The organism is Bradyrhizobium sp. CER78 (assembly GCF_029846235.1).
Lineage (GTDB): Bacteria > Pseudomonadota > Alphaproteobacteria > Rhizobiales > Xanthobacteraceae > Bradyrhizobium.
In genome coordinates, this window is sequence record NZ_JARVWP010000029.1 from 34,991 (window position 1) to 58,195 (window position 23,205).

23 protein-coding genes are annotated in these 23,205 nt (G+C 65.3%); 9 read left to right on the forward strand and 14 right to left on the reverse strand.

The genetic code is table 11. The features are described from left to right. Positions 1-336: 336 nt before the first annotated feature. Together ubiG and QDT69_RS35570 are read right to left on the reverse strand one after the other, a co-directional pair. Complete coding sequence (gene ubiG, locus QDT69_RS35565; RefSeq protein ID WP_279711126.1) at positions 337-1,119, reverse strand: bifunctional 2-polyprenyl-6-hydroxyphenol methylase/3-demethylubiquinol 3-O-methyltransferase UbiG; 783 nt, start codon at positions 1,117-1,119, stop codon at positions 337-339. Between the two features lie 14 nt (positions 1,120-1,133). Next, positions 1,134-1,601, reverse strand: coding sequence for a PH domain-containing protein (locus QDT69_RS35570; protein WP_279711127.1), 468 nt, complete (start codon positions 1,599-1,601; stop codon positions 1,134-1,136). Positions 1,602-1,818: 217 nt separating this feature from the next. On the opposite strand from QDT69_RS35570, the gene QDT69_RS35575 reads away from it, so the two are divergent. The 3 genes from QDT69_RS35575 (at position 1,819) to prfA (ending at position 6,933) form a co-directional block, all read left to right on the forward strand. Then, on the forward strand, positions 1,819-3,075 hold the full coding sequence (locus QDT69_RS35575) for an aspartate kinase (protein ID WP_279711128.1): 1,257 nt from the start codon (positions 1,819-1,821) through the stop codon (positions 3,073-3,075). Between the two features lie 453 nt (positions 3,076-3,528). Further along, the gene (gene ptsP, locus QDT69_RS35580; protein ID WP_279711129.1) at positions 3,529-5,796 is read left to right on the forward strand and encodes a phosphoenolpyruvate--protein phosphotransferase; all 2,268 of its coding nucleotides are present in this window, start codon (positions 3,529-3,531) and stop codon (positions 5,794-5,796) included. A 57-nt stretch (positions 5,797-5,853) separates the two neighbouring features. Further along, on the forward strand, positions 5,854-6,933 hold the full coding sequence (prfA, locus tag QDT69_RS35585) for a peptide chain release factor 1 (protein ID WP_279711130.1): 1,080 nt from the start codon (positions 5,854-5,856) through the stop codon (positions 6,931-6,933). An 83-nt stretch (positions 6,934-7,016) separates the two neighbouring features. Here prfA and QDT69_RS35590 read toward each other — a convergent pair whose 3' ends face one another. Further along, the gene (locus tag QDT69_RS35590; protein ID WP_279711131.1) at positions 7,017-7,484 is read right to left on the reverse strand and encodes a helix-turn-helix domain-containing protein; all 468 of its coding nucleotides are present in this window, start codon (positions 7,482-7,484) and stop codon (positions 7,017-7,019) included. Between the two features lie 282 nt (positions 7,485-7,766). On the opposite strand from QDT69_RS35590, the gene prmC reads away from it, so the two are divergent. Together prmC and QDT69_RS35600 are read left to right on the forward strand one after the other, a co-directional pair. Further along, complete coding sequence (gene prmC, locus QDT69_RS35595) at positions 7,767-8,657, forward strand: peptide chain release factor N(5)-glutamine methyltransferase (RefSeq protein WP_279711132.1); 891 nt, start codon at positions 7,767-7,769, stop codon at positions 8,655-8,657. A gap of 498 nt (positions 8,658-9,155) precedes the next feature. Next, the gene (locus tag QDT69_RS35600) at positions 9,156-9,938 is read left to right on the forward strand and encodes a DUF4167 domain-containing protein (protein ID WP_279711133.1); all 783 of its coding nucleotides are present in this window, start codon (positions 9,156-9,158) and stop codon (positions 9,936-9,938) included. A gap of 206 nt (positions 9,939-10,144) precedes the next feature. Here the strand turns inward: QDT69_RS35600 and QDT69_RS35605 are convergent, their stop codons facing one another. Next, the gene (locus QDT69_RS35605; RefSeq protein WP_279711134.1) at positions 10,145-10,897 is read right to left on the reverse strand and encodes a class I SAM-dependent methyltransferase; all 753 of its coding nucleotides are present in this window, start codon (positions 10,895-10,897) and stop codon (positions 10,145-10,147) included. 184 nt (positions 10,898-11,081) lie between these two features. Here QDT69_RS35605 and gloB point away from each other — a divergent pair, with 184 nt between their 5' ends. Both gloB and QDT69_RS35615 read left to right on the forward strand, forming a co-directional pair. Beyond that, on the forward strand, positions 11,082-11,849 hold the full coding sequence (gloB, locus tag QDT69_RS35610) for a hydroxyacylglutathione hydrolase (RefSeq protein WP_279711135.1): 768 nt from the start codon (positions 11,082-11,084) through the stop codon (positions 11,847-11,849). Further along, on the forward strand, positions 11,846-12,280 hold the full coding sequence (locus tag QDT69_RS35615; RefSeq protein ID WP_279711136.1) for a cupin domain-containing protein: 435 nt from the start codon (positions 11,846-11,848) through the stop codon (positions 12,278-12,280). Before gloB ends, QDT69_RS35615 begins: the two co-directional genes overlap by 4 nt. A 180-nt stretch (positions 12,281-12,460) precedes the next feature. Here QDT69_RS35615 and QDT69_RS35620 read toward each other — a convergent pair whose 3' ends face one another. From QDT69_RS35620 to QDT69_RS35630, 3 genes are all read right to left on the reverse strand, one after another. After that, positions 12,461-13,327: an EamA family transporter gene (locus QDT69_RS35620; protein ID WP_279711137.1), complete on the reverse strand. Its 867-nt coding sequence runs from the start codon at positions 13,325-13,327 to the stop codon at positions 12,461-12,463. 146 nt (positions 13,328-13,473) lie between these two features. Beyond that, a complete protein-coding gene (gene phbB / locus QDT69_RS35625) occupies positions 13,474-14,199 on the reverse strand; it encodes an acetoacetyl-CoA reductase (RefSeq protein WP_050425845.1) in 726 nt (241 codons plus the stop codon). Positions 14,200-14,470: 271 nt separating this feature from the next. Beyond that, positions 14,471-15,649 carry an acetyl-CoA C-acetyltransferase gene (locus QDT69_RS35630; protein ID WP_050425846.1) on the reverse strand — a complete coding sequence of 393 codons (1,179 nt, stop codon included), beginning with the start codon at positions 15,647-15,649 and terminating at the stop codon, positions 14,471-14,473. A 312-nt stretch (positions 15,650-15,961) separates the two neighbouring features. On the opposite strand from QDT69_RS35630, the gene phaR reads away from it, so the two are divergent. After that, positions 15,962-16,552: a polyhydroxyalkanoate synthesis repressor PhaR gene (gene phaR, locus QDT69_RS35635; protein ID WP_050404779.1), complete on the forward strand. Its 591-nt coding sequence runs from the start codon at positions 15,962-15,964 to the stop codon at positions 16,550-16,552. A gap of 106 nt (positions 16,553-16,658) precedes the next feature. Here the strand turns inward: phaR and QDT69_RS35640 are convergent, their stop codons facing one another. The 4 genes from QDT69_RS35640 to QDT69_RS35655 all read right to left on the reverse strand — a co-directional run bounded on the left by QDT69_RS35640 (position 16,659) and on the right by QDT69_RS35655 (position 21,134). Continuing rightward, a complete protein-coding gene (locus QDT69_RS35640; protein ID WP_279711138.1) occupies positions 16,659-17,672 on the reverse strand; it encodes a methyltransferase in 1,014 nt (337 codons plus the stop codon). A 17-nt stretch (positions 17,673-17,689) separates the two neighbouring features. After that, on the reverse strand, positions 17,690-18,661 hold the full coding sequence (locus tag QDT69_RS35645) for a tripartite tricarboxylate transporter substrate binding protein (protein WP_279711139.1): 972 nt from the start codon (positions 18,659-18,661) through the stop codon (positions 17,690-17,692). 10 nt (positions 18,662-18,671) lie between these two features. After that, entirely contained in the window at positions 18,672-19,142 is a 471-nt protein-coding gene (locus QDT69_RS35650; RefSeq protein ID WP_279711140.1) for a MarR family transcriptional regulator, read from the reverse strand. Between the two features lie 300 nt (positions 19,143-19,442). After that, entirely contained in the window at positions 19,443-21,134 is a 1,692-nt protein-coding gene (locus tag QDT69_RS35655; protein ID WP_279711141.1) for a bifunctional diguanylate cyclase/phosphodiesterase, read from the reverse strand. Positions 21,135-21,353: 219 nt separating this feature from the next. Here QDT69_RS35655 and QDT69_RS35660 point away from each other — a divergent pair, with 219 nt between their 5' ends. Then, positions 21,354-21,638 (forward strand): hypothetical protein, encoded by a 285-nt coding sequence (locus tag QDT69_RS35660; protein WP_279711142.1) that lies wholly within the window; start codon positions 21,354-21,356, stop codon positions 21,636-21,638. Between the two features lie 15 nt (positions 21,639-21,653). Here QDT69_RS35660 and QDT69_RS35665 read toward each other — a convergent pair whose 3' ends face one another. The 3 genes from QDT69_RS35665 to rpmF all read right to left on the reverse strand — a co-directional run bounded on the left by QDT69_RS35665 (position 21,654) and on the right by rpmF (position 23,173). Further along, on the reverse strand, positions 21,654-22,124 hold the full coding sequence (locus QDT69_RS35665) for a nuclear transport factor 2 family protein (RefSeq protein WP_279711143.1): 471 nt from the start codon (positions 22,122-22,124) through the stop codon (positions 21,654-21,656). Positions 22,125-22,145: 21 nt separating this feature from the next. Then, positions 22,146-22,790, reverse strand: coding sequence for a hypothetical protein (locus tag QDT69_RS35670; protein WP_279711144.1), 645 nt, complete (start codon positions 22,788-22,790; stop codon positions 22,146-22,148). 197 nt (positions 22,791-22,987) lie between these two features. Then, positions 22,988-23,173, reverse strand: coding sequence for a 50S ribosomal protein L32 (rpmF, locus tag QDT69_RS35675; protein WP_021077536.1), 186 nt, complete (start codon positions 23,171-23,173; stop codon positions 22,988-22,990). Positions 23,174-23,205 lie beyond the last annotated feature (32 nt).

Consider the following 23,205-nt stretch of genomic DNA (forward strand, 5'->3'; position numbering starts at 1 on the left):
GATTGGGGCACGATGGCCGGATAGCCGACCTACAACAATCGGAACGCTGACCTCGCCCGGTTATTCGGGCCGGTGGTTATGGGTCCCTGCGTTCGCAGGGACGACACCTTTCGGAGGAACACCGTCTCACATCTCCACCTGTCGCGCCACAAACTCCGCGTCGCCCCTGCGAAAGCAGGGGTCCATAATCACAGGGAGCGGATTGGGGCACGATGGCCGGACAGCCGACCTACAACAATCGGAACGCTGACCTCGCCCGATTATCCGGGCCGGTGGTTATGGGTCCCTGCTTTCGCAGGGACGACACCTATCGTGTGGCCGAGATCGGGGCCTAACTCACACCTCCTCCGCCACCACCATGTAATTCACATCCATGTCGGTCGACACGGTCCATTTGTCGGCGAGCGGGTTGTAGACCACGCCGGCCTGCTCAGTGATGGTGAGGTTGACGTCGCCGAGATAGCGCTCGAGCTCGGCGGGAGTGACGAACTTGCTCCAGTCATGGGTGCCGCGCGGCAGCCAGCGCAGCACGTATTCGGCGCCGACGATCGCCAGCGCAAAGCTCTTCCAGTTGCGGTTCAACGTCGAGACCACCATCAGCCCGCCGGGCTTGAGCATCGCGGCGCAGCGCTTGATGAAGGCGCCGACGTCGTTGACGTGCTCGACCACCTCCATCGCCAGCACGATGTCGAAGCGCTCGCGTGCGTCCATCTCCTCCACCGTGGTGCAGCGGTAGTCGATCGACAGATGGCCCTTGTCGGCGTGCAGCTTCGCCGCCGATATGTTGGTGGCTGAGGGATCGATCCCGATCACCTGGGCACCGAGCCGCGTGAACGGCTCGCACAACAGGCCGGCGCCGCAGCCGATGTCGAGCAGGCGCAGGCCGGACAGGCAGCTCAGACTCTTGGCGTTGCGCTCGAACTTGCGGCAGGCGGCGTCGCGGATATAGGTCAGGCGCAGCGGATTGATCTTGTGCAGCGGCGCCATCTTGCCGCGCGGATCCCACCATTCATCCGACAGTTTCGAGAACTTCGCGACCTCGGCCGGATCGACCGAGCCCGAGGAGGCATTGGCGGAGGAACTGGCGGAGGAACTGGAAAGCGTTGTTTGCGTGGCCATGATTGCGCGCGCCCCTATCGCGCGGTGATCGAATTGCGGAACGACAGCGGCGAGGCGATGGTCTTGATGGTCTCGATGCCCTCGCCGACACCGCGGATGGTGACGTCGCCATAATTGAGCAGGCGCCCCATGATGCTCTGGTTGACGTCGACGCTCTCGACCTTGTCGAGGCTCATCTCGAAGGTGCGCCGCTTGATGAAGCCGCTCTTGTGCACCACGCGGAAATTGGTGACATCGGTTTCCGTGGTCCAGCGATGGAACCAGGCCGCGCCGGTCCAGTACAGCGCCGCCACCGCGACCACGGCGGCGGCCGCCAGGCAGGCCAGCGCGAGGGCATCGACCGTTATCATCCGCGACAGGATCAGCAGTGCCAGCACCACGATCCAGGCCCCGATCGCCGGCAGATAGAACATCCAGTGCGCGTTGGTGGAGTACAGCACCTTCTCGCCGGGCTGCAGGATTTCGTCGATATAGCGTCCCATCCAATCCGCCTTCGCATGACCCCGAGTCACCGTTGCGCCACAGCCCGCCCGCAACCGGCAAAAACACCCCCGAAGGACCCCAAGGACCTAAGGGCACCCCTTCCAACCGGCTTGCCCCCGGGCGCGGCGCTATGTATACGCGCCTTTCGGTCCCCGCGCTTGCGGTTTTCGGCGTGGGTTAACCTACTTATCCTCTTAAAGGAATAGACGCGTCGTCATGGGCCGCCTCGTGATGAAATTCGGCGGTACGTCCGTCGCCAATATCGATCGTATCCGCAACGTCGCCCAGCACGTGAAGCGTGAGGTCGACGCCGGCCACGAGGTCGCTGTCGTGGTCTCCGCGATGTCCGGCAAGACCAACGAGCTGGTGGCCTGGTGCACCGAGGCCTCGCCGATGCACGACGCCCGCGAATACGACGCGGTGGTCGCCTCCGGCGAACAGGTCACCTCGGGCCTGCTTTCGATCGTGCTGCAGGGCATCGGCATCCAGGCGCGCTCCTGGCAGGGCTGGCAGATTCCGATCAAGACCTCGGATGCGCATGCCTCGGCGCGCATCGTCGAGATCGACGGCACCGAGATCATCACCCGCTTCAAGGAGCGCAAGGAAGTCGCCGTGATCGCCGGCTTCCAGGGCATCAATCCCGATACCGGCCGCATCACCACGCTCGGCCGCGGCGGTTCGGACACCTCGGCGGTGGCGATCGCGGCCGCACTGAAAGCCGACCGCTGCGACATCTACACCGATGTCGACGGCGTCTACACCACCGATCCCCGCGTGGTGCCGAAGGCGCGCCGGCTCGACAAGATCGCGTTCGAGGACATGCTGGAGCTGGCCTCGCAGGGCGCCAAGGTGCTGCAGGTTCGCTCGGTGGAACTCGGCATGGTGCACAACATGCCGATCTTCGTGCGCTCCAGCTTCGACAAGCCAGAGGATATCGACCCGCACGCCAACCAGCCGCCGGGCACGCTGATCTGCAGCGAGGAGGAAATCATGGAAATGCACGTCGTCACCGGCATCGCCTTCTCCAAGGACGAAGCCCAGATTTCCGTGCGCCAGATCGAGGACAAGCCCGGCGTCGCCGCGGCGATCTTCGGGCCGCTCGCGGACGCCAACATCAATGTCGACATGATCGTGCAGAACGTGTCGGAGGACGGCAAGACCACCGACCTCACCTTCACCGTGCCGGCCGCCGACTACAACCGCGCCAAGGACACCATTACCTCCGCCAAGGCCAAGATCGGCTATGCCAGGCTCGACACCGCAACCGACGTCGCCAAGGTGTCGGTGATCGGCAGCGGCATGCGCAGCCATGCCGGCGTCGCGGCGAAGGCGTTCAAGGCGCTGGCCGAGCGCAACATCAACATCCGCGCCATCACCACCTCCGAGATCAAGTTCTCGGTCCTGATCGACGCCGCCTACACCGAACTCGCGGTGCGCACGCTGCACACGCTGTACGGCCTGGATCAGGCGTAGGGTCTGGCAGGTACACCCTCCTCGTCATTCCCCGGTGCGCAATTGCGCACCTGGGGGCCCGCGAAGCGGGAGCCCGGAATCCATCGGGCCACGGGTTTTGCGGATGAATGGATTCCGGGCTCTCGCTTCGCGAGCCCCGGAATGACGGAGGGCGGGAGCCGTGCTCCACTACCCCCGCCCCGGAGTTAGAATTTCTCTTAGCGGGCGCAGCATTGGGCTGACGCAGACGTTATTTGCTACTGGCAGGCGTTTTGCTTGGCAAAGCCAGCCTCGATTGGCTATACGGCCAGTCAGGTAGGCTGTCGCAAACTGTGGCACAGTTTTAGTGACCGCGAATCGGCGGGAACTGGCGCGAGCGGCACGCCGAATGACTAAAATTGTTGTTTTTGACGAGTTTTGCGCCAGCGGCCGGCCGGCCCGGTGCGCTAGCCTCGTGGGGAGGGACTGAAGCACATGCGGAGCGCGTCGGGAGGCCCACGCATCCTGTTGAGACGGCTCCGCGAAACCATGGCGGAGCAAGTCTCCGCCCAGGAGCGCCTCGACAAGATCGTGGTGCTGATCGCGGCCAACATGGTGGCCGAGGTCTGCTCCTGCTACGTGCTGCGCATCGACAACACCCTCGAACTCTACGCCACCGAAGGTCTGAACCGCGACGCCGTGCACCGTACCGTGCTGAGCGCGCATGAAGGCCTGGTCGGCCTCGTCGCCAGCGAGGCGACGCCGCTCAATCTGTCCGACGCGCAAAGCCATCCGGCCTTCGCCTACCGCCCGGAGACCGGCGAAGAGGCCTACCACTCGTTCCTCGGCGTGCCGATCCTGCGCGCCGGCAACACGCTCGGCGTGCTCGTGGTGCAGAACCGCGCCAAGCGCACCTATGTCGAGGAAGAGGTCGAGGCGCTGCAGACCACCGCCATGGTGCTGGCGGAGATGATCGCCTCCGGCGAGCTTGCCGCGCTGGCGCAGCCCGGCGCCGAGCCCGCCGCGCGACACTCGCTGCACAAGACCGGTGCAGTGCTCTCCGACGGCATCGCGCTCGGCCATGTCGTGCTGCACGAGCCGCGCGTCGTCATCACCAACTATATCGCCGAGGACCTGCCGAAGGAGGTCAAGCGGCTCGACACCGCGCTCGCCAATCTGCGCGCCGACCTCGACCGCATGCTGGAGCGCGGCGACGTCGCCGACGGCGGCGAGCACCGCGAGGTGCTCGAAGCCTACCGCATGTTCGCCAACGACCAGGGCTGGTCGCACAAGCTGCATGAGGCGGTCGCCACCGGCCTCACCGCGGAAGCCGCCGTCGAGCGCGTGCAGTCCGACACCCGCGCGCGCATGCTGCGCTCGACCGATCCGTATCTGCGCGACCGGTTGCACGACCTCGAGGATCTCGGCCATCGCCTGATGCGGCAACTGGTCGGCCAGGACCATGCGCCGTCGCGCGAGCAGCTGCCCGACAACGCCATCCTGATCGCCCGCGCGATGGGCCCCGCGGCGCTGCTCGACTATGACCGCAAGCGGCTGCGCGGCCTGGTGCTGGAGGAAGGCACCGCGAACTCCCACGTCTCGATCGTGGCCCGCGCGCTCGGCATTCCCGCGGTCGGCGAGGTGCCGAACGCGCCCGGCATCGCCGATCCCGGCGATGCCATCATCGTCGACGGCATCTCCGGCGAGATCTATGTCCGCCCCTCGACCGAGATCGAATCCGCCTATGCCGAGCGCGTCCGGTTCCGGGCGCGGCGGCAGGCGCAATATTCGGCGCTGCGCGACAAGGCCTGCGTGACCAAGGACGGCCAGCCGATCGAGCTGCTGATCAATGCCGGCCTGACCATCGACCTGCCGCATATCGACGACACCGGCAGCGCCGGCATCGGCCTGTTCCGCACCGAATTGCAGTTCATGGTGAGCCCGAACCTGCCGCGCTCGAGCGACCAGCTCGCGCTGTATCGAACCGTGCTCGATGCCGCCGGCAGCAAGCCCGTCACCTTCCGCACGCTCGACATCGGCGGCGACAAGGCGCTGCCCTATATGGAGACCGTGGTCGAGGAAAATCCCGCGCTCGGCTGGCGCGCGATCCGGCTCGGCCTCGACCGTCCCGGCCTGCTGCGCGGCCAGATCCGCGCGCTGCTGCGCGCCGGCGGCGGCCGCGCGTTGAAGATCATGTTCCCGATGATCTCAGACGTCGCCGAGTTCGACCAGGCCAAGGCGATCGTCGAGCGCGAACTGACCTATCTGCGCCAGCACGGCCATTCGTTGCCCGAGCGGATCGATATCGGCACCATGGTCGAGGTGCCGGCGCTGCTCTACCAGCTCGACGAGCTGCTGAAGAAGGTCGACTTCGTCTCGGTCGGCTCCAACGACCTGTTCCAGTTCCTGTTCGCGGTCGACCGCGGCAATGCCAAGGTCTCCGAGCGCTTCGACATCCTGTCGGCGCCGATCCTGCGCGCGCTGCGCGACATCGTGCGCAAGGCCAAGAGCGCGAAGAAGGCCGCCTCGCTGTGCGGCGAGATGGCGTCGAAGCCGATCGGCGCGCTGGCGCTGATTGCGCTCGGCTATCGCTCGCTGTCGCTGTCGGCGACCGCGCATGGCCCGGTCAAGGCGATGATCCTCGACCTCGACGCCAGGAAGGCGGAGGCGATGATCAATCCGCTGCTGGACGCGCCGGTCGGCAGCGTCTCGATCCGCGAGGCGCTGACGAAGTTTGCGGAAACCGAGGGGCTGGCCTTGTAGCGACGCTGCCGTCGCTTCCGCCACCCTTCGCGCCTTCAGCAAATTCGAGATACCGCCATGCTACCCGAAGCCAAACTCGACGTCCTGCTCGCCCATCACGCCTCGCTCGAGGCCGAGCTGCTCGGCGAGGTGAAGTCCGATCGCTACGTTGCGATCACGCGCGAACTCGCCGAGCTCAATCCGCTGATCGACGCGGTGAAGCTCTATCGCTCTGCGCGCACCGAACTCGCCGACACCGAGGCGTTGCTGGCGGACGCGGGGACCGATCCCGAGATGCGCAGCATGGCGGAAACCGAGCTAGAGACGTTGCAGGCGCGCATCGGCGAGCTCGAGCAGCAGATCCGGATCGCGCTGCTGCCGAAGGATGCGATGGACGATCGCAACGTGATGCTGGAAATCCGCGCCGGCACCGGCGGCGACGAAGCCTCGCTGTTCGCCGGCGACCTGTTCCGGATGTATGAGCGCTTCGCGGCCCTGCAGGGCTGGAAGGTCGAGGTGATCTCGGCGAGCGAGGGCACTGTCGGCGGCTACAAGGAAATCATCGCCGAGGTGCAGGGCCGCGGCGCCTTCGCCAAGCTGAAATTCGAGTCCGGCGTGCACCGCGTACAGCGCGTGCCCGACACCGAGACGCAGGGCCGCATCCACACCTCGGCCGCGACCGTCGCCGTGCTGCCCGAAGTCGAGGACGTCGACGTCGACATCAAGGACACGGATTTGCGGATCGAAACCATGCGCGCCGGCGGCGCCGGCGGTCAGCACGTCAACAAGACCGAGTCCGCGATCCGCATCACCCATCTGCCGACCGGCATCGTTGTCATGATGCAGGACAGCCGCTCGCAGCACAAAAACCGGGCGTCGGCGATGAACATCCTGCGCTCGCGCATCTATGACGCCGAGCGCCAGCGCGTCGAGGCCGCGCGCTCCGCCGACCGCAAGGAGAAGGTCGGCTCCGGCGACCGCTCCGAGCGCATCCGAACCTATAATTTCCCGCAAGGGCGAGTCACCGACCACCGCATCAACCTGACGCTCTACAAGCTGCCGCAGGTGGTCGCGGGCGAGGCACTCGGCGAACTGATCGATGCGCTGACCACCGAGCACCAGGCCGCGCAGCTCGCGGCACAGGGCGCGGCGGCATAAGATTTCAATTTGCGCATGATCTCCGTGCAAACGCGACGCGTTTGTCGCGAGGAAAACTGCCGCACACTTTTCCGGATCATGCGCTACTTCTTTTGCGACTGCCTGAAGTGACGCAGGATCTTGCCGAGGGCTGGGCCTGCCGTGGTCAGCTCCTCGAGATGAATCTTTGACAGCGCCTGCAGCTTGCGCTCGCCCTGCGCCGTCAACGTCACCAGGACACGCCGGCCGTCGGCGGCATCGACGGCGCGCATCAGCAAGCCGAGCTTGGTCATCCGGTTGACCAGCTCGACCGCGGTGTGATGGCGGATCAAGAGATAGCGGGCGATGTCGCCGACCGTGGTCGGCTCCGTTCCGGAAAATCCCTTGATGGCGAGCAGCGCCTGATGCTGCTGCGGGGTCAAGCCCGCCGCCTGCGCCGCCTCCTCGCTGAACCCGAGAAAGCTGCGCAGCTGGTAGCGGAACCGGGCCAGCGCCGCGTAGTCGATCGTCGCAGCCGCTTTGCTGCGCTTTGCGGGCGCGGTAGATGCTCGCCGCTGCTTTGATGGAGGCATTCCGTCGTCCCGTTGCCGACTCGCTCCGCCGGATCGCGGAAGCCGCGCGACGCTATCAAGCCCAAGCCTAACGGACCATCCTACCGGCAGCCTTTGCACGCTTGTTTCACCGGTTGGTCGCGGAGCGGGACTGGACTGAGCGACCTCACGACTGCGGCAAGTGATCGAAGTTCGAACTCATGGCCGCGCGTTCCGGATCGATGCGTTGAGGCTTCGTGCACGCGGGCAACGCGCGGCGCAAGCCATATCGACGCCGCATCGACCATCGGCTAACAACGCGCAATGAGCACCGCAGCTGAACATGGCAGCCAGACCGTCGAGAGCGCCCGGCGCGCGCTCGCCGCGCGCCTCAGGGACGTCAGCGGTGACGATGCCGAGCTCGACGCGCGGCTGCTGGTCGGCGCCGCGCTGGGGCTCGATCTGACTGGAATGGTCACCGGCGCCAGGCGCACGCTGACGCAAGACGAAGCGGACCGCATCGAGAACCTCGCGCGGCGCCGCATCGCCGGAGAACCGGTCGCGCGCATCCTCGGCATCAAGGAGTTTTGGGGACTGCCGTTGCAGCTCTCCGCTGCGACGCTGGTGCCGCGTCCCGACACCGAGACCGTGGTCGAGCGCGCGCTCGAATTGCTGCGGGCCGATGGTGCGACCGACCGCGCATTGCGGATCGCCGATCTCGGCACCGGCTCCGGCGCGATCCTGCTGGCGCTGCTCTCGGAACTGCGCCACGCGCATGGCTTCGCCACCGACATCTCGGCGGAGGCGCTTGAGACCGCGAGCCGGAACGCCACAGAGCTCGGGCTCGCGGATCGCACCACTTGGATCCAGTGCGACTATGCCAGCGGATTGACTGGCGCGTTCGACCTGATCGTGTCCAATCCGCCCTACATCCCCTCGGCCGACATCGCCGGTCTCGACATCGAGGTGCGCGCACACGATCCGCGCGCGGCGCTCGACGGCGGTGCCGACGGGCTCGACGCCTACCGCGCGCTGATTTCGCAATCTGCGCGTCTTTTGACATCAGGTGGATTTCTGGTTGTGGAAGTCGGACAGGGCCAAAGCGGCGACGTTGAAGCGCTGATGACGGCTTCCGGGTTATCCCCAACGGGGCCGCCCAAGGCCGATCTTGGGAACGTTCCGAGGGCCGTTTCAGCCCGCCGGCTGCCCCGATAAAGTCCTATTGGAACGCAAAAAAACCTCTTGGAATATCCCCGGGGAACGACTACGTTCCGGGCACAACATCGGTGCTGGCCCCGTAAACCGTTACGGGTGATGACCAGGGTTCAGCAGAGCCCGCCGATCGAAAGGTTCCAGGAACGCAGGTCTCATTGAGCGCAATAGCCGAAGCTGTGCTGCTCTGACCGCCAAGCGAACGAAAGCCTGTTATTGCGCTTGAAGACTTACGCACGAGAACTGGGCCTGTCTCAACGGGCGGAATGATTTGGTCGCTGGCGCGATCTGCCGGCGGTTGGGGAACGCGTATTTGCTGAACGCGACTTTGCTGAACGAGATGGTCAGCGACATCGAAGCCACTTCGAACGGTATCGCGATTCCGTGCGCCTCGGTGCGCGCCGAATCGGACTTCTGAGTATCTGACTTCTGGGAATTCGGACTTCTGAGAAATCGGACTGTGGACTGCAATAACTTCAGGGCTGGAATTAAAGGCGACAGATGAGAAACGGTCAGAACAACAAGCGGATGCGCAATCGGAATAACAACAACAATAATAACAACAATAACCGGCGCGGCCAGAATCCCCTGACACGGGTGTACGAATCGAACGGACCCGACATCAAAATCCGCGGCACGGCCTCTCACGTTGCCGAGAAATACGTCCAGCTCGCGCGCGATGCACGCTCCTCCGGCGATCCGGTGGCAGCCGAAAACTACTACCAGCACGCCGAGCACTACTACCGGATCATCGCGGCCGCGCAGGAGCAGTTCCGGCAGAATCAGCAGCAGCCGCGCCCCGACGCCGAGCCGGTCGCGACCGAAGACGGCGACGACGACAGCGACGGTTACTCGAGCTTCGGCCAGGAGCCGGGCTTCGTGCCGCAGCAGCAGCCCTTCATGCGCGACAACGGCCAGCAGCCGTACCAGCGCGAGCAGCAGCAGCAGCCGCGCGAGCACCGCGAGCGTGACCAGCAGCAGCCGCGTGAACACCGCGAACGCGAGCATCGTCCGCAGCCGCAATATCAGCCGCAACCGCAGAACCAGCCACAGCCCGCGATGGCCGATGCCGGCGGCGTCGATCGCCTGCCCTCGTTCATCACCGGCGGCGCGCAGCCGCAGGTCAACGGTGGCGCCTATGAAGGCAACAATGGCGGTGCTGCCGAACGCGGCGAGCGCAGCGAGCGTTTCCCGCGCCGCCGCCGCCGTCCGCACGGTCCGCGCCCCGACATGGCAGCGCAGCCCGCGCCGAGCGGCGACGACTTCAATCCTGGCAACGAGTAACGCACCGCGCAGCCACCCTCCCCTGGAGGGGGAGGCTCACATGAGCGCAGCGAAATGTGAGACGGGGTGGGGTGATCTCTCAACATGGGCAGCGCCCGATCGGAGAGACTGTCACCCCACCCCGTTACGCATTCCGCTGCGCTTCATGCGCAACGGCCCTCCCCCTCCAGGGGAGGGTGAACGATCGGTGTCACGGCTGCGTCGTCTTACAATTCCGAGTGACTGGATTTGCGCGTCGCGGTCGAGGACGGCACCAGCACCGGCCGCAACGACGGGATCAGCTGCGTGCGCTCGCGGCGCGCCGGGATCGCGCGATAGACCTGCTTGCTCGCTTCCACGATATGCACGCCGGCGAACGGCATCGACAGCGCCGCGCCGACGCGCTCCCACGCCATTGCCGAGCGCAGGAACCAGCTGCCCTGCACCGGCGGCATGAACAGCGCCTCACCCCATGACGCCGGCGTGAACCAGGTCTGCCGCAACAGCTGGGTGATCTGCGCCCGCGAATAGGGCCGGCCGTGACCGAACGGCGTGGCATCGGTGCGCGTCCAGACGCCGCGGCGGTTCGGGATGATCGCGATCAGCCGCCCCGACGGCGACAGCACCCGCCACACCTCGCGCAGCAGCCGCTCGGGATCGTCGGACATCTCCAGCGCATGCACCATCAGCACGCGATCGACCGCGGCATCCGGCAGCGGCATCGAGAATTCATCGATCAGGGTCGCCAGCGCAGGCCGGCCGGTCGGCCATTTCAGCACGCCCTGGGCCGCCGGCATGAAGGCAATGCAGCGCTCGCAGGTATCGCGGAACAGGCCGAGATAAGGCGTCGGATAGCCGAGCCCGAGCACGCGCTGGCCTTCCGCATTCGGCCACCGTGCACGGATGCCGCGGTTGATCAGCTGCCGCGCCACGATGCCGAGGCGCTGCGAATAGAAGTCGCGGAGGTCGATGACGTCCATGATCGCTAGCCTACCATGCCCCCTGCCGCCGGGGTGCGCGGAAATTTGCGTTGCCGCCGGAGCGTTAACGCCATATTTCACACCTATATTGGGCGCGTTAAGAGCATGATCCGAAAAAGTGGCCACCGGTTTTTCGAAAAGATCATGCTCTGAAATGCCCGTCCCGTTTGTTCGTGGAGATATCATGACCGCCGAAATTCGCACCTTCAGCTGCCTCACCGACAATTTCGGGTACCTGATCCACGATCCCGCCACCAAGGCGACCGCATCGATCGACGCGCCGGAGGCCGGCCCGATCATCAAGGCGCTTGAGCGCGAAGGCTGGACGCTGACCGACATCCTGATCACCCATCACCATGGCGACCATGTCGGCGGCGTCGCCGAGCTGAAGCAGAAATACGGCTGTCGCGTCGTCGCCCCGCACGACCAGTCGGCGAAGATCGCCAATGTCGATCTGCGCGCCGCCAATGCCGACGTCATCAAGGTCGGCAGCCTGCTCGCGCGCGTGGTGGAAACGCCCGGCCATACGCTCGACCACATCTCCTACGTATTCGACAGCGAGAAGGCGGTGTTCGCCGCCGACACGCTGTTCTCGATCGGCTGCGGCCGGGTGTTCGAAGGCACTTATCCGATGATGTGGGATTCGCTTTTGAAGCTGCGTTCGCTGCCGGACGATTTCCGGCTGTATTGCGGCCATGAATACACCGCCTCCAACGTGAAATTCGCGCTCACCATCGAGGCCAACAATCCGCATCTGCAGGCGCGTGCCGAGGAAGTCACGAAGCTGCGCGCCGAGAACAAGCCGACGATCCCCGTGCTGCTCGGCGACGAGAAGAAGGCCAACGTGTTCCTGCGCGCCGACGAACCTGCGGTCGCAGCCAAGCTGCACATGAAGGGCGCCGACCCGGCGCTGGTGTTCGGCGAGCTCCGCGAGCGCAAGAACAAGTCGTGACGGCCGACCTCTCGGCTGCCGACATCATCGCGCGGCTCGCGCTCAAGCCGCATCCCGAAGGCGGGCATTATCGCGAGACGTTTCGCGACGAGCGCACTGACGCCGACGGACGCGCGCATTCGACCGCGATCTATTTCCTGCTCGCGCGCGGCGAGCGCTCGCACTGGCACCGCATCGACGCGGTCGAGATGTGGCACTATTACGCCGGCGCGCCGCTGACCCTGCGGATTGCACAGGACGGCGGCTCACAGCAATCGATCACGCTCGGGGGCGATATCGCGCGCGGCGAACAACCACAGGCGATCGTGCCGGCGGGCGCCTGGCAGGCCGCGGAAAGCAGCGGCGACTGGACGCTGGTCGGCTGCACCGTCGCGCCGGGGTTCGAGTTCGCGAAGTTCGAGCTGGCACCGAGGGGCTGGGAGCCGGCTTAGTCCGTCATCCCCGCGCAAAGGCTAAGCCTTTGTCGCTGGAGGTGCGAGCCTTGCGGCGCAATTGCGCCGCTGGGCGAGCCTCGAAGGATGAATCGGCCACAGACGGGCCGTCGACCCTTCGAGACGGCCGCCTTGCGGCCTCCTCAGGGTGACGGTGCAACAGGCTTCGCTTTGCCTGCCCTACTTCCTCAACACCATGTCTTTCGCCGCGATCAGCCCGCCGCCGGCGATCAGGATCGCGGCGATCGCGATGTTGGCGCTCGGCTTGGCAAAGCCCGCTGCAATCAGGAACGCGGTCGAAAGCAGCGGCGTAGCGTAGGATGCGGCGCCGAGCACGCGGATGTCGCCGCGCTTCATGCCGATGTCCCAGGCAAAGAACGCAGCGCCCACCGGACCAATGCCGAGCGCCACGACGGCGAGCCATTGCAGCGGTGTCGCGGGCCATACCGTGGTCTCCACCATCATGTGCACGGCTGCTGCGAGCACCGCCGTCGCAAGGCAGAAGCCCGCCACCGCATCTGTGGGCACCGCCTTGAGCCGCCGCGACATCACCGAATAGGCCGCCCAGACGAACGCCGCGACAAACGCCGCCACAAAGCCTGGAATCTGCGCACTCGTGAAGGCGCCGGTATTGCCGGCGAACAGCAGCACGGTGCCGGCAAGGCCAAGCAGTGCGCCGACGATGTGATGGATCGCAAGCCGCTCGCCCGGCAGCAGCGAGGAGAACAGCACGATCAGCAGCGGCCAGAGATAATTGAGCAGGCCGGCCTCGGCCGGCGGCGCGAAACGCAGCGCCAGGAAATACAGCGCGTGATAGCCGAACAGCCCGCCGACGCCGACGACCCAGGCGACCAGCGGCTGCTTCAACGCGCCGAAGGCGGCCGGACGCAACAGGAAGCTTGCGAACGCGACCGCAGCGCCGATCGCAAACGTCATGGCGGCGAGCTGGAAGGCCGGGATCACCCCGGTCGCAACCGTCATGACCGACAACAGCGACCACATCAGGATGGCGGTCAGTCCGACAAGAGTGGCAGTTCGGGTCGTCATTCAATTCAATCCGTCGTGGCCGGGCAGGACCGTGTGCAGCCACGTCCTTGCTTCGCGCCCCGCGGTTGTAGCGACGAAAATGCCCGGCACAAGGCCGGGCATTGGACTTGATTGAGGGCGTCTGCGACGCGACGACGCTTCCCGCGTCAGGCGTGATACTGGCCGCCGTTCACGGTCAGCGTCGAGCCGGTGATGAAGCCGGCATCGTCGGCGGCGAGGAAGACCACGGCGCGCGCGATCTCTTCCGGCTCGCCGAGCCGGTTGACCGGAATCTGCGGGATCACGTTCTTCTCGAGCACGTCCTTCGGCACCGCCTGCACCATCTCGGTGTTGATGTAGCCCGGGCAGATCACGTTGACGGTGATGCCGCCCTTGGCGTTCTCCAGCGCCAGCGCCTTGGTGAAGCCGATGTCGCCGGCCTTCGCCGCCGAGTAGTTGACCTGGCCGAACTGGCCCTTCTGGCCGTTGATCGAGGAGATCGAGATGACGCGGCCGAACTTGCGGGCGCGCATGCCCTCGATCACCTGGCGCGTCATGTTGAACAGCGAGCCGAGGTTGGTGTTGATCACGGCATTCCACTGCTCGAGCGTCATCTTGTGGAATGCGGTGTCCTTGGTGATGCCGGCATTGTTGACGAGCACGTCAACCGGGCCGAGATCCGCCTCGACCTGCTTCACGCCGGCCGCGCAGGCGTCGAACGATGAGACGTCCCACTTGTAGACAGGAATCCCGCTCTCCGCCTTGAACTTCTCCGCCGCGGCGTCATTGCCGGCGTAGCTTGCCGCCACCTTGTAGCCCGCCGCTTTCAACGCCTTGCTGATCGCAGCTCCAATACCGCGCGTTCCGCCCGTCACCAATGCAACACGTGCCATGTCCGTTTCCTCCTTGGCCGTCTTTTATAACCGGATAACTCCGGCCTACGCACTCACAACGAAGCGCGATGGGTCGTCGCGCTTCAGCTCCCTTTTGAGCATGATCCTTTCGGAAAACCGCTTCACACTTTGCGCTAACGCGGCCCTTCGGGTCCGGATCATGCTCTCGAAACAAAAATGCCCGGCGCAAAGCCGGGCATCTTTTCTATCAGTTCGCGTCGTGGTTGACAGATGATCTTTTCATCACCTAGCCGGCCTCGCTGCCTTTTGTTCAGTCGCGTGCAACGCACATAGCGATGCCCATGCCGCCGCCGATGCACAGCGTCGCGAGGCCCTTCTTGGCATCGCGCTTCTGCATCTCGTGCAGCAGCGTCACCAGCACGCGCGCACCCGACGCGCCGACCGGATGGCCGATCGCGATCGCGCCGCCATTGACGTTGACCTTGGCCGGATCCCAGCCGAGGTCCTTGTTGACCGCGCAGGCCTGCGCGGCGAACGCCTCGTTGGCCTCGATCAGGTCGAGATCGGCGATGTTCCAGCCGGCCTTCTTCAGCGCCGCGCGCGAGGCGGGGATCGGACCGGTACCCATGATCTTGGGGTCGACGCCGGCCTGGCCCCACGAGACGATGCGGGCGAGCACCTTCTTGCCCTGCTTGGCGGCTTCCTTGGCGGTCATCAGCACGACGGCGGCGGCGCCGTCATTGATGCCCGAGGCGTTGCCGGCGGTCACGGTGCCGTCCTTCTCGAAGGCGGCGCGGAGCTTGGCCATCGCGTCGAGCGTGGCGCCATGGCGCGGATACTCGTCGGCGTCGACCACGATATCGCCCTTGCGGGACTTGATGGTGACCGGAACGATCTCGTCCTTGAACCTGCCGGCCTTCTGCGCCGCCTCGGCCTTGTTCTGCGACCCGACCGCGAACTCATCCTGCTGCGAGCGGGTGATCTGGTACTGCTTGGCGACGTTCTCGGCGGTGTTGCCCATATGGTAGCCGTTGAAGGCGTCCCACAGGCCGTCCTTGATCATGGTGTCGATCAGCTCGAGGCCGCCCATCTTGACGCCGCCGCGCAGATACTGCGCATGCGGGGCCATGCTCATCGACTCCTGGCCGCCTGCCACGACGATCGACGAGTCGCCGTTGAGCAGCGCCTGGTAGCCAAGCGCCACCGTGCGCAGGCCCGAGCCGCAGAGCTGGTTGACGCCCCAGGCCGGGCTTTCCACCGGGATGCCGGCCGCGATCGAGGCCTGGCGGGCCGGGTTCTGGCCCTGCGCCGCGGTCAGGATCTGGCCCATGATGACTTCGGAGACCTGACCACCCTCGACACCGGCACGCTCCAGCGCCGCCTTGATGGCGATCGCGCCGAGGTCGTGGGCCGGCGTGGTGGCGAACGCGCCGTTGAAGCTACCGACGGGGGTGCGGGCGGCGCTGACGATGACGACATCGTCTGACATGGACATCTCCTATGGTTGTAGCTGGGTTTCTCGACGGCGGGCGGCCGGTTTGGCGGGCCTGTCTCTTGGTGACTATCCTGTAAACCTCGTCGGGACATGTCAATCGCGCTGACGCGCAAATCGCGCCGCGACGCACTCAAAATGACGCCCTTGGCACATTCATGAGCAAATCCTATGCTTTGGAATTAACCGCACAGCACAAAACGGTAGCCGAACCGCTTTGAAAATGCTTACCTTTGCTGCGATGCGTTGCATTTTGCCCTGCGGCGATGCCGTGGGGTTCCAGGTTCTTCGGTGTTGAAGTGAGAGCCCATGGCAAAATCTGAACAACCGACCACGATCAAGAAATACGCGAACCGGCGGCTCTATAATACCGGTACGAGCACCTACGTGACGCTCGAGGATCTCGCGGCGATGGTGAAGGAAGGCGAGGATTTCCTCGTCTACGACGCGAAGACCGGCGACGACATCACCCGCTCCGTGCTCGCACAGATCATCTTCGAGCAGGAGAACAAGGCCGGACAGAACCTGCTGCCGACCACGTTCCTGCGCCAGCTGATCCGGTTCTATGGCGACAGCATGCAGATGGTGGTGCCGAAATATCTCGAACAGTCGATCGAGACGCTGACCAAGGAACAGGAGAAATTCCGCAAGCAGATCGCGGGCGCCCTGAGCGGCACGCCGTTTGCGCCCTTGGAAGAACAGGTCCGCCGCAACATGGAGCTGTTCCAGCAGACCTTCTCGATGTTCAAACCGTTCGTGCCGCAGCGCGGCGGCACGGAGACCGAGAAGGTGCCGGAGCCGACACCCGACGACGGCAACATCGACGATCTGCGCCGCCAGATGAAGGACATGCAGGAACGCCTCGAGCGCATGTCGCAGCCCGCGAAGAAGGACGAGTAGGTCCTTCGACGGCATTTTCGCGCGAAGCGGATGCCGGTTCATGCGAGGAAAATGCGCCAAAGCCGGCCCCTGGAGCTGCAGTTCTGCTTCGATCAGAACCGAAGCTCTACACGGGAACGGCTTCGATCACGGCGAACCTGCCGATCGGCGTGATCGATGTGGTTCGAAAGCCTGCTTGCATGAGCAGGCCGCGGTATTGCGCTTCAGTACGCTCCCGGCCTCCGGGCCCGCGCAGCATATTCAGATCGCTGAACGCGTGGGACCGGTCCGCGTCGCAGGGCATCGGCGCCTCCGGCATGATCCGCTCGACCAGCAACAAGCTCCCGTTTGCCGGAAGCGCGAGCCGGCAATTCCGAAGAATGACGTCACTTCGCTGGTCGTCCCAGTCGTGGATCACGCTTTTCAGGATGATGGCGTCCGCGACGGCGGGCACCGAGACGAAGAAATCTCCCGCCTGAAACGCGACACGATCAGCTATTCCCAATCCGGCCAGATGCGCGTTCGCGGCTTCGCCGCAGCGGACGAGATCGAACACCGTGCCACGGACCTGCGGATATCGCGTCGCGACCGCCCCGATCAGTTCGCCTGAACCACCTCCGACGTCCATCAGATGGGCGATACGTCCGAAGTCGTAGGCTTCGAGCAAATCAGCCGTGACGAGGCCGGTGAGATCGGCCATCGCGGCATTGAACATGCGCACCTGGTCTGGCGCGCCGGCCATCATATCGAAACTGCTGTTGAAGCCGCGAAGCTGGGCGGCCGTCTTGCCGGTCATGATGGTCTCCAGCATCCCACTCCAGGATCGCTGCAGCATCTCGGCTTCGAAGATTGCCCAAGCCTTGCAGGAAGGCCGTGCCGTCGATGCAAGCGCAGCCCCGGTCTCAGTCAGGGTGTAGCGATCCTGCGCGGTTCGCTTGCAGAGGCCGATGGTCGACAGGGCAGCAAGGAGGCGCGCCAGCGCCTGCCGGTCCGCGCCGGTCGATGCTGCAATATCGTCAAGCGGCTTCGCGCCGTCCAACAGCATGTCGGCGATTCCGAGTTTGGCCGCCACGTAGATCGCGGACGTGATGCGATGCGACTGGATGAGATCGAGGAGTGTCAGTGCTGCCGGTGACGACATGGCCATGCTCCTGTCCGCTATCTCGCGTCACGAATATCGATCAGTTGCGCGACTTCGGCGAGCCAGGCCCGCTGTCTCTCGATTCCAGCCCGCAATTCTTCCACCGTTCCTGCAAGGACGTTGAGACCAGCGGCCTCGAGCTTACGACGAACTTCGGTGTCTGCGCAGACTGCGGCAACATCTGCCGCGATCCGCTCCTTCAGCGCATCCGGCATGCTGCGGCTACCGAAAATTCCGGCCAGGCCATCGATCTCCAGTTCGGGATAGCCGAGTTCTCGCGCCGTCTTCACATCCGGCAATGCAGCCGCCCTGACCGGATTGATCACCGCCAGAAATCGCGCCTTGCCGGTTTGCACCGGAGATTGGGAAGCCGCCAGCGATGTCACCAACGCCTGAATCCGTCCCTCGCCCAGATCGGCTTGCGGCTGCGCGGCGTCGCGATAGCTCACATAATTCATCGAGAGCCCGCGGCGCTTGAGGAACGCCGCAAAGACATATCTCGGCAGCGTGGGACCGGAGGTCCACGCATATTTGCCCGGCTGCGCCTTCAGCCCATCGATCAGCTCTGAAATCGTGCTGGCGCCGATGTCGTTGCTCACCGCGAGCGTGAGAACGATCGATGTGGTCGCCGCGATCGGCCGCAGATCGCGTTCGACGTCATAAGGAAGCTTGTCGATCAGCAGCGGCGCCACGGTCACTGAACCAGCCACCGTGTAGAGCAAGGTGTGATCGTCCTGCGCCGAGACGAAAGCCGCAACTCCGATCGTGCCTTCGGCGCCGGTCCGATCTTCGATGATGACCGACTTGCCCCAGCGCCTCGACAACGCGTCCGCGAAGATACGTGCCGCCGCATCGTTGGCGCTGCCGGGGGGAAACGGCACGATGATCTTGACGGTGCGTTCCGGCCATTCGGCCTGCGCAGCCCTCGTCGGGCCGATGACAATGCAGCAAGCCAGCACGGCAATCGAGAGCAGGCGGAACAGACCCATGATCGCCTCCCTAGGGGTGAGAATGAGACTCCAATTTGCGGCGTGGTTTGCGCCGGCCATTGCCTGGCCGGGCGTAGCTTTCGTTGGCTTCAATAACGCGTGCGAGCATGTCCAGTAACGACGCCCGCTCCGTTCGGGTCAGCGGCGCCAGAATTCGGTCTTGTGCGGCAAGCAGGGAGGGGCGCAGGCCTTGGCGCAGCTCCGCGCCGTCGCGTGTGAGGAAAAGCTGTCGTGCCCGCCGGTCATCGGGATCGATCTGCCGTTGCACAAGGGCCTTTTGCTCGAGAAATTCGATGATCTGGCCGAGGGTGACGGCGTCGATGCCGAGCCGCTTCGCAACATGCCGCTGGCCGCTGCCGGGCTCCTCCGAGATGGCAGCCAAGACCGCCCATTGCAGCGGGGTGAGGTCCTGGCGGCCGAGGATTTCCGCGGTGACACCGAGACAGAGCTGATGAAACCGGCGAGCCAGATGCGCAGGCACGCGGTGCGACGCCAGAATTGCAGCCGTCTTGGGACTCCCTCGGCTCATAGCCGCCCTATATCGTAAGACTTCTAATGATAAGAATATTTATTAATATGTCAATGGGTCCGTACGCGACTGATCGCGACGTCGGCATTGAGGACAGTCATGCGGGCGGTCGCATGGGCGTCGCATTGACGCTGCCCAATCATCGCGCCCCAGATCGAGCCGTACCAGCGCACCTTGTCTTGCAGGCGCGCAAGCCCGGATTGCCACGCGGCAAGGTATGACCACCAACGTTGCTGCGCGCTTTGCGGGCGGTCAGCCCGCAGCCGGCACGGCCTTCTCCGCCGGCACGTTCCACGGCCGCTCCGGCGAGGCGAGGCCGATCAGGCGGCCCTGGATGAAGTCGCAGCCCCATTCGCGCAGCATCACGGCGGCTTCCTCGTCCTGCACCCATTCGGCGACCGTCTTGATCTCAAGCCGCCGCGCGAGATCGATCAGAGTCTGCACGAAGGCGCGGTCGTCGGCCGAACGCACGATGTTCTGCACGAACGCACCGTCGATTTTGACGATGTCGACGCCGAGCTTGCGCAGGTTGCGGAACGAGGTGTAGCCGGCACCGAAATCGTCGATCGCGATCCGGCTGCCGAAATTCTTCAGCCGGGTGACGAAGCCGCGGACGTCGTCGATGTCCTGGATCGCGACCGTCTCGGTGATCTCGACGATCAGCCGCTCGCCGACCCCGGGATGCGCGCGCATCAAGGATTCGATGGTCGCCCACCAGTCCGGATCCATCGTGGTGTCGGGCGAGATGTTGAGGCTGAGCTGCACGCCGGGAGCTGCAGCGAGCTCGGCGACTGCAAGCTCCAGCACGCGATGATCGACCAGCCGGATCAGGCCGAGCCGTTCGGCGACCGGCACGATGTCGGGCGCCAGCAGCGCGCGGCCGTCGTCCTGCTCCATGCGGACCAGGCACTCGTAGAACGACGGCTGCCGCGAGCGCGCATCGACCACCGGCTCGAAGCCGATCACGATGCGGCGCTCGTTCAGCGCGGTGACGATCTCGTCGGTGACGCGGATGTTGACGCGGCGCTGGGCATCGCGCTCGACATTCGGCTTCCACAGCGCGAACGATCCGGCGCGGCGGCTCTTGGCGGCATCCAGCGTCTCCTGCGCGCGATTGACCGCCTCCTCCGCCGACTTCGCATGGCGCGGGATGGTGACGGCGCCGATCGATGCCGTCACCGACACCGGGCCGGACTTGGTCGGCACCACCTCGTCACGCACCGCGGCGAGGAAGCGCTCGGCCGCGACGTTGGTGTCGTCGACGGTGCAGTTGCGCAGGATCAGGCCGAACTTGTTGCCGGAGAAGCGGCCGAGCATGTCGCCGCTGCGCAGCCGGGCCCGAATTCGCTTCGCGACCTCGGCGATGACGGCGTCCGCGACGTCGAAGCCGAACGCATCGTTGACGCGCGCCAGATGATCGATGCCGATCAGCATGAAGGCGCAGGAGGTGCGGAAGCGGGCGCACTCCTCGATGCTCTCGGCGAGCGAGGCGATCAGATGGGTGCGGTTGAGTTCGCCCGTCAGCGGATCGTGCCGCGACAGCTTCAACAGCTGTTCGTCGCGGGCGTGCCGTTCATTGTTGATGCGGACGACGCCTTCCACGCGCGCCGGCCTGCCGTCGGCGCCGGCAAACCAGCAGCCGGTCTCCTCGATCCAGATCACCGGCGCCGAGGTGACGGCTCGTACGCCATACTCGATCCGGTAAGGCACCGGCTCTCCGCTCCGCGCCGGCGCGGTCTGGCCGAGCGCGTCCACCCGAATGGTGCGCGACGGCTCGATCAGCTTTGCGAGCTCACTGCCGCTCGCCAGCGCCGCGGCCGGGATATCAGGGAAGACCGTCGCCACGTTGTCGCTCCAGGCGATCGCGTCGCTCGCCAGGTCCCAGGCGAATGTCGCTTGGCCGAGCGAGGCGAGGATGCTGGCGGCTGGCGGGACAGGGGGCATCGAACATGTCTCGATTTGGGACGGCACCCGGTGATTCTGTACGCTCTCAAGATAGTGGTTCCGGCGAATCCAACGCTAGGAGAAGTTGATAAATAATCTGGAAACCACGTTTTCGACTGCCGCGGAACGAACTGGGGATGGTGGGCATGACCCTTGCCATGAGGGTGTTGCAGAGGGACGCAACGTCCCAGACTATGACGCTCCAACGGGTCGCAGGCGATGCGCGATATCGATCAGTCAGAGATCCTCGACGGCGAGTTCACCGACACCGCCGGGGTGACCAGCACGGCTCTGGTGCCGCTGGCCGTGACCACCCATTGGGCGCCCAAGATCCCGTTGCCCCACGGCGACCCTTCATTTCTGGCTCATTTGATCGCAACTGCCGCACACGAGCCGCAGACGCGCGGGCTGCGGCGTGGGTCATTGGCCGACGCGCAGACCGCCTACGGCCCGCATATCGACGAACGCCGCAGCGTTGCGCGGCGCACCCGGCAGATCATCTAGCAAATCATCACGCGATTAGTGGGCCTTGACCGGCCGGCTGCCGTGGCTGTCCTGCGGCACGCCGCGGCGCAGCGACATGTGGGAATGGATGCCGAGCCATCGCCCGTCGGCCTGACGCGCGAGGATGATGGTCGCCCGCCCCGGCCGGTCGAAGCGGCTGCCGTCCGGATGGAAGCCGGTGCTGGTCCACGGCGTGATCACCGTCGCCATGCCGCCGTCGCCGCTGATCAGCACCTCCGTATGCGCGAGATCGAAGGCGAAATCGGCGGTGCGGGGCCAGACGTTATCCCATTGCATCTCGGTCCAGCGCGCGCGGCCGTGGATCAGCTCCTGATAGGTGCCGAACGAGATGATGTCCGAATGCCAGAACGGACGGGCGGCAGCATAGTCGACCGCCCTGACGCAGGCGGCGAACCGTTCAAGCCAGTCGAAGATCGATCGGGTGGTCGTCGGATCGGCGATCGGAAGGGGCGCTTCTTCGCTCATGACCTCCCCCCCGGAAACGCTCTAGCGCTGCGGGCCGTCCGAAGGCGGCTGGCCGCCCGGCTGCAAATCCGGCGAGGTAATGGTCGGCTTCGGCGCGGACTGATCGAGCAGCACGGATTCGGCGACCGACGTCGCGGAAGGAACGGGCGCGGCCGGCGGCGGTGCAGCGGGCGCAGGAGCGGCGACAGGCGCGGGTTCGGGCCGCGGCGCGGGCTGCGCGACGGGCGCGGGCTGCGGGGCCTCGGGCTGCGATTTGCTGACGCTCGGTGCCGGTGCCGGCGCCGCAGGCACGACCACCGCGCGACGGCGGGTGCGCAGCGCAATTCCGGAAGTGAAATCGACCAGCGCAAGCAGCGCGAGCAGGCAATAGGTCGAGTTGCCGAATTTCGGCCAGAGCACGAACTCGGCGGCGGCCGCGCCGAACACGATCAGCGACAGCAGGTGGTCGGTGAGATATTTCGCGCCGGGGCGCGCGCCCTTGATGACCTCGAGCAGCAACAGCAGCACGCCGGCGGCAAGCAGCATGTCACTGAGCGTGATCTGCCACACTTCGCCCGACAGCAATGTCAGCCTGATCAGCGGGTCCGTGAAGGACACGCCGGGCATCAGGAAGGCGATGATGTTGTAGACCGCGAGCGGAACGAGCAGCAGCGGAAAACCGACCATCGGGGCTTGCGCCTTATTCAGGGAGAACCAGCAATGCGGCGATGGCATTTGCCTCGCCGCGGACGCGCCCGTCTTGACCGCACTCGTTGGCCGAATTCAGGCGCAGCGCCGTTTGATTGGAGCGTGACCTCATCGGAAAACCGCTACGCACTTTTCCGGGTCAAGCTCGAGCTTGCGGCGCGACAGCCGAAGTCCGATCAGGACTCTTTCTTGGCCTTCAGGACCTGGCGGCCCTTGTACATGCCGGTCTTCAAGTCGAGGTGGTGCGGACGGCGCAGTTCGCCGGAGTCCTTGTCCTCGACATAGGTCGGGGTCTTGATCGCATCGGCCGAACGGCGCATGCCACGGCGCGACGGCGAGGTTTTTCTTCTGGGAACGGCCATGACGGTGTCCTCTAGGGTGTTGCGGAGGCATC

Bases quoted from the DNA above. Each gene is read 5' to 3' on its own strand.
- ubiG (WP_279711126.1), bottom strand. From the start codon at position 1,119: ATGGCCACGCAAACAACGCTTTCCAGTTCCTCCGCCAGTTCCTCCGCC.
- QDT69_RS35570 (WP_279711127.1), bottom strand. From the start codon at position 1,601: ATGGGACGCTATATCGACGAAATCCTGCAGCCCGGCGAGAAGGTGCTG.
- QDT69_RS35575 (WP_279711128.1), top strand. From the start codon at position 1,819: ATGGGCCGCCTCGTGATGAAATTCGGCGGTACGTCCGTCGCCAATATC.
- ptsP (WP_279711129.1), top strand. From the start codon at position 3,529: ATGCGGAGCGCGTCGGGAGGCCCACGCATCCTGTTGAGACGGCTCCGC.
- prfA (WP_279711130.1), top strand. From the start codon at position 5,854: ATGCTACCCGAAGCCAAACTCGACGTCCTGCTCGCCCATCACGCCTCG.
- QDT69_RS35590 (WP_279711131.1), bottom strand. From the start codon at position 7,484: ATGCCTCCATCAAAGCAGCGGCGAGCATCTACCGCGCCCGCAAAGCGC.
- prmC (WP_279711132.1), top strand. From the start codon at position 7,767: ATGAGCACCGCAGCTGAACATGGCAGCCAGACCGTCGAGAGCGCCCGG.
- QDT69_RS35600 (WP_279711133.1), top strand. From the start codon at position 9,156: ATGAGAAACGGTCAGAACAACAAGCGGATGCGCAATCGGAATAACAAC.
- QDT69_RS35605 (WP_279711134.1), bottom strand. From the start codon at position 10,897: ATGGACGTCATCGACCTCCGCGACTTCTATTCGCAGCGCCTCGGCATC.
- gloB (WP_279711135.1), top strand. From the start codon at position 11,082: ATGACCGCCGAAATTCGCACCTTCAGCTGCCTCACCGACAATTTCGGG.
- QDT69_RS35620 (WP_279711137.1), bottom strand. From the start codon at position 13,327: ATGACGACCCGAACTGCCACTCTTGTCGGACTGACCGCCATCCTGATG.
- phbB (WP_050425845.1), bottom strand. From the start codon at position 14,199: ATGGCACGTGTTGCATTGGTGACGGGCGGAACGCGCGGTATTGGAGCT.
- QDT69_RS35630 (WP_050425846.1), bottom strand. From the start codon at position 15,649: ATGTCAGACGATGTCGTCATCGTCAGCGCCGCCCGCACCCCCGTCGGT.
- phaR (WP_050404779.1), top strand. From the start codon at position 15,962: ATGGCAAAATCTGAACAACCGACCACGATCAAGAAATACGCGAACCGG.
- QDT69_RS35640 (WP_279711138.1), bottom strand. From the start codon at position 17,672: ATGTCGTCACCGGCAGCACTGACACTCCTCGATCTCATCCAGTCGCAT.
- QDT69_RS35645 (WP_279711139.1), bottom strand. From the start codon at position 18,661: ATGGGTCTGTTCCGCCTGCTCTCGATTGCCGTGCTGGCTTGCTGCATT.
- QDT69_RS35655 (WP_279711141.1), bottom strand. From the start codon at position 21,134: ATGCCCCCTGTCCCGCCAGCCGCCAGCATCCTCGCCTCGCTCGGCCAA.
- QDT69_RS35660 (WP_279711142.1), top strand. From the start codon at position 21,354: ATGCGCGATATCGATCAGTCAGAGATCCTCGACGGCGAGTTCACCGAC.
- QDT69_RS35665 (WP_279711143.1), bottom strand. From the start codon at position 22,124: ATGAGCGAAGAAGCGCCCCTTCCGATCGCCGATCCGACGACCACCCGA.
- QDT69_RS35670 (WP_279711144.1), bottom strand. From the start codon at position 22,790: ATGGTCGGTTTTCCGCTGCTGCTCGTTCCGCTCGCGGTCTACAACATC.
- rpmF (WP_021077536.1), bottom strand. From the start codon at position 23,173: ATGGCCGTTCCCAGAAGAAAAACCTCGCCGTCGCGCCGTGGCATGCGC.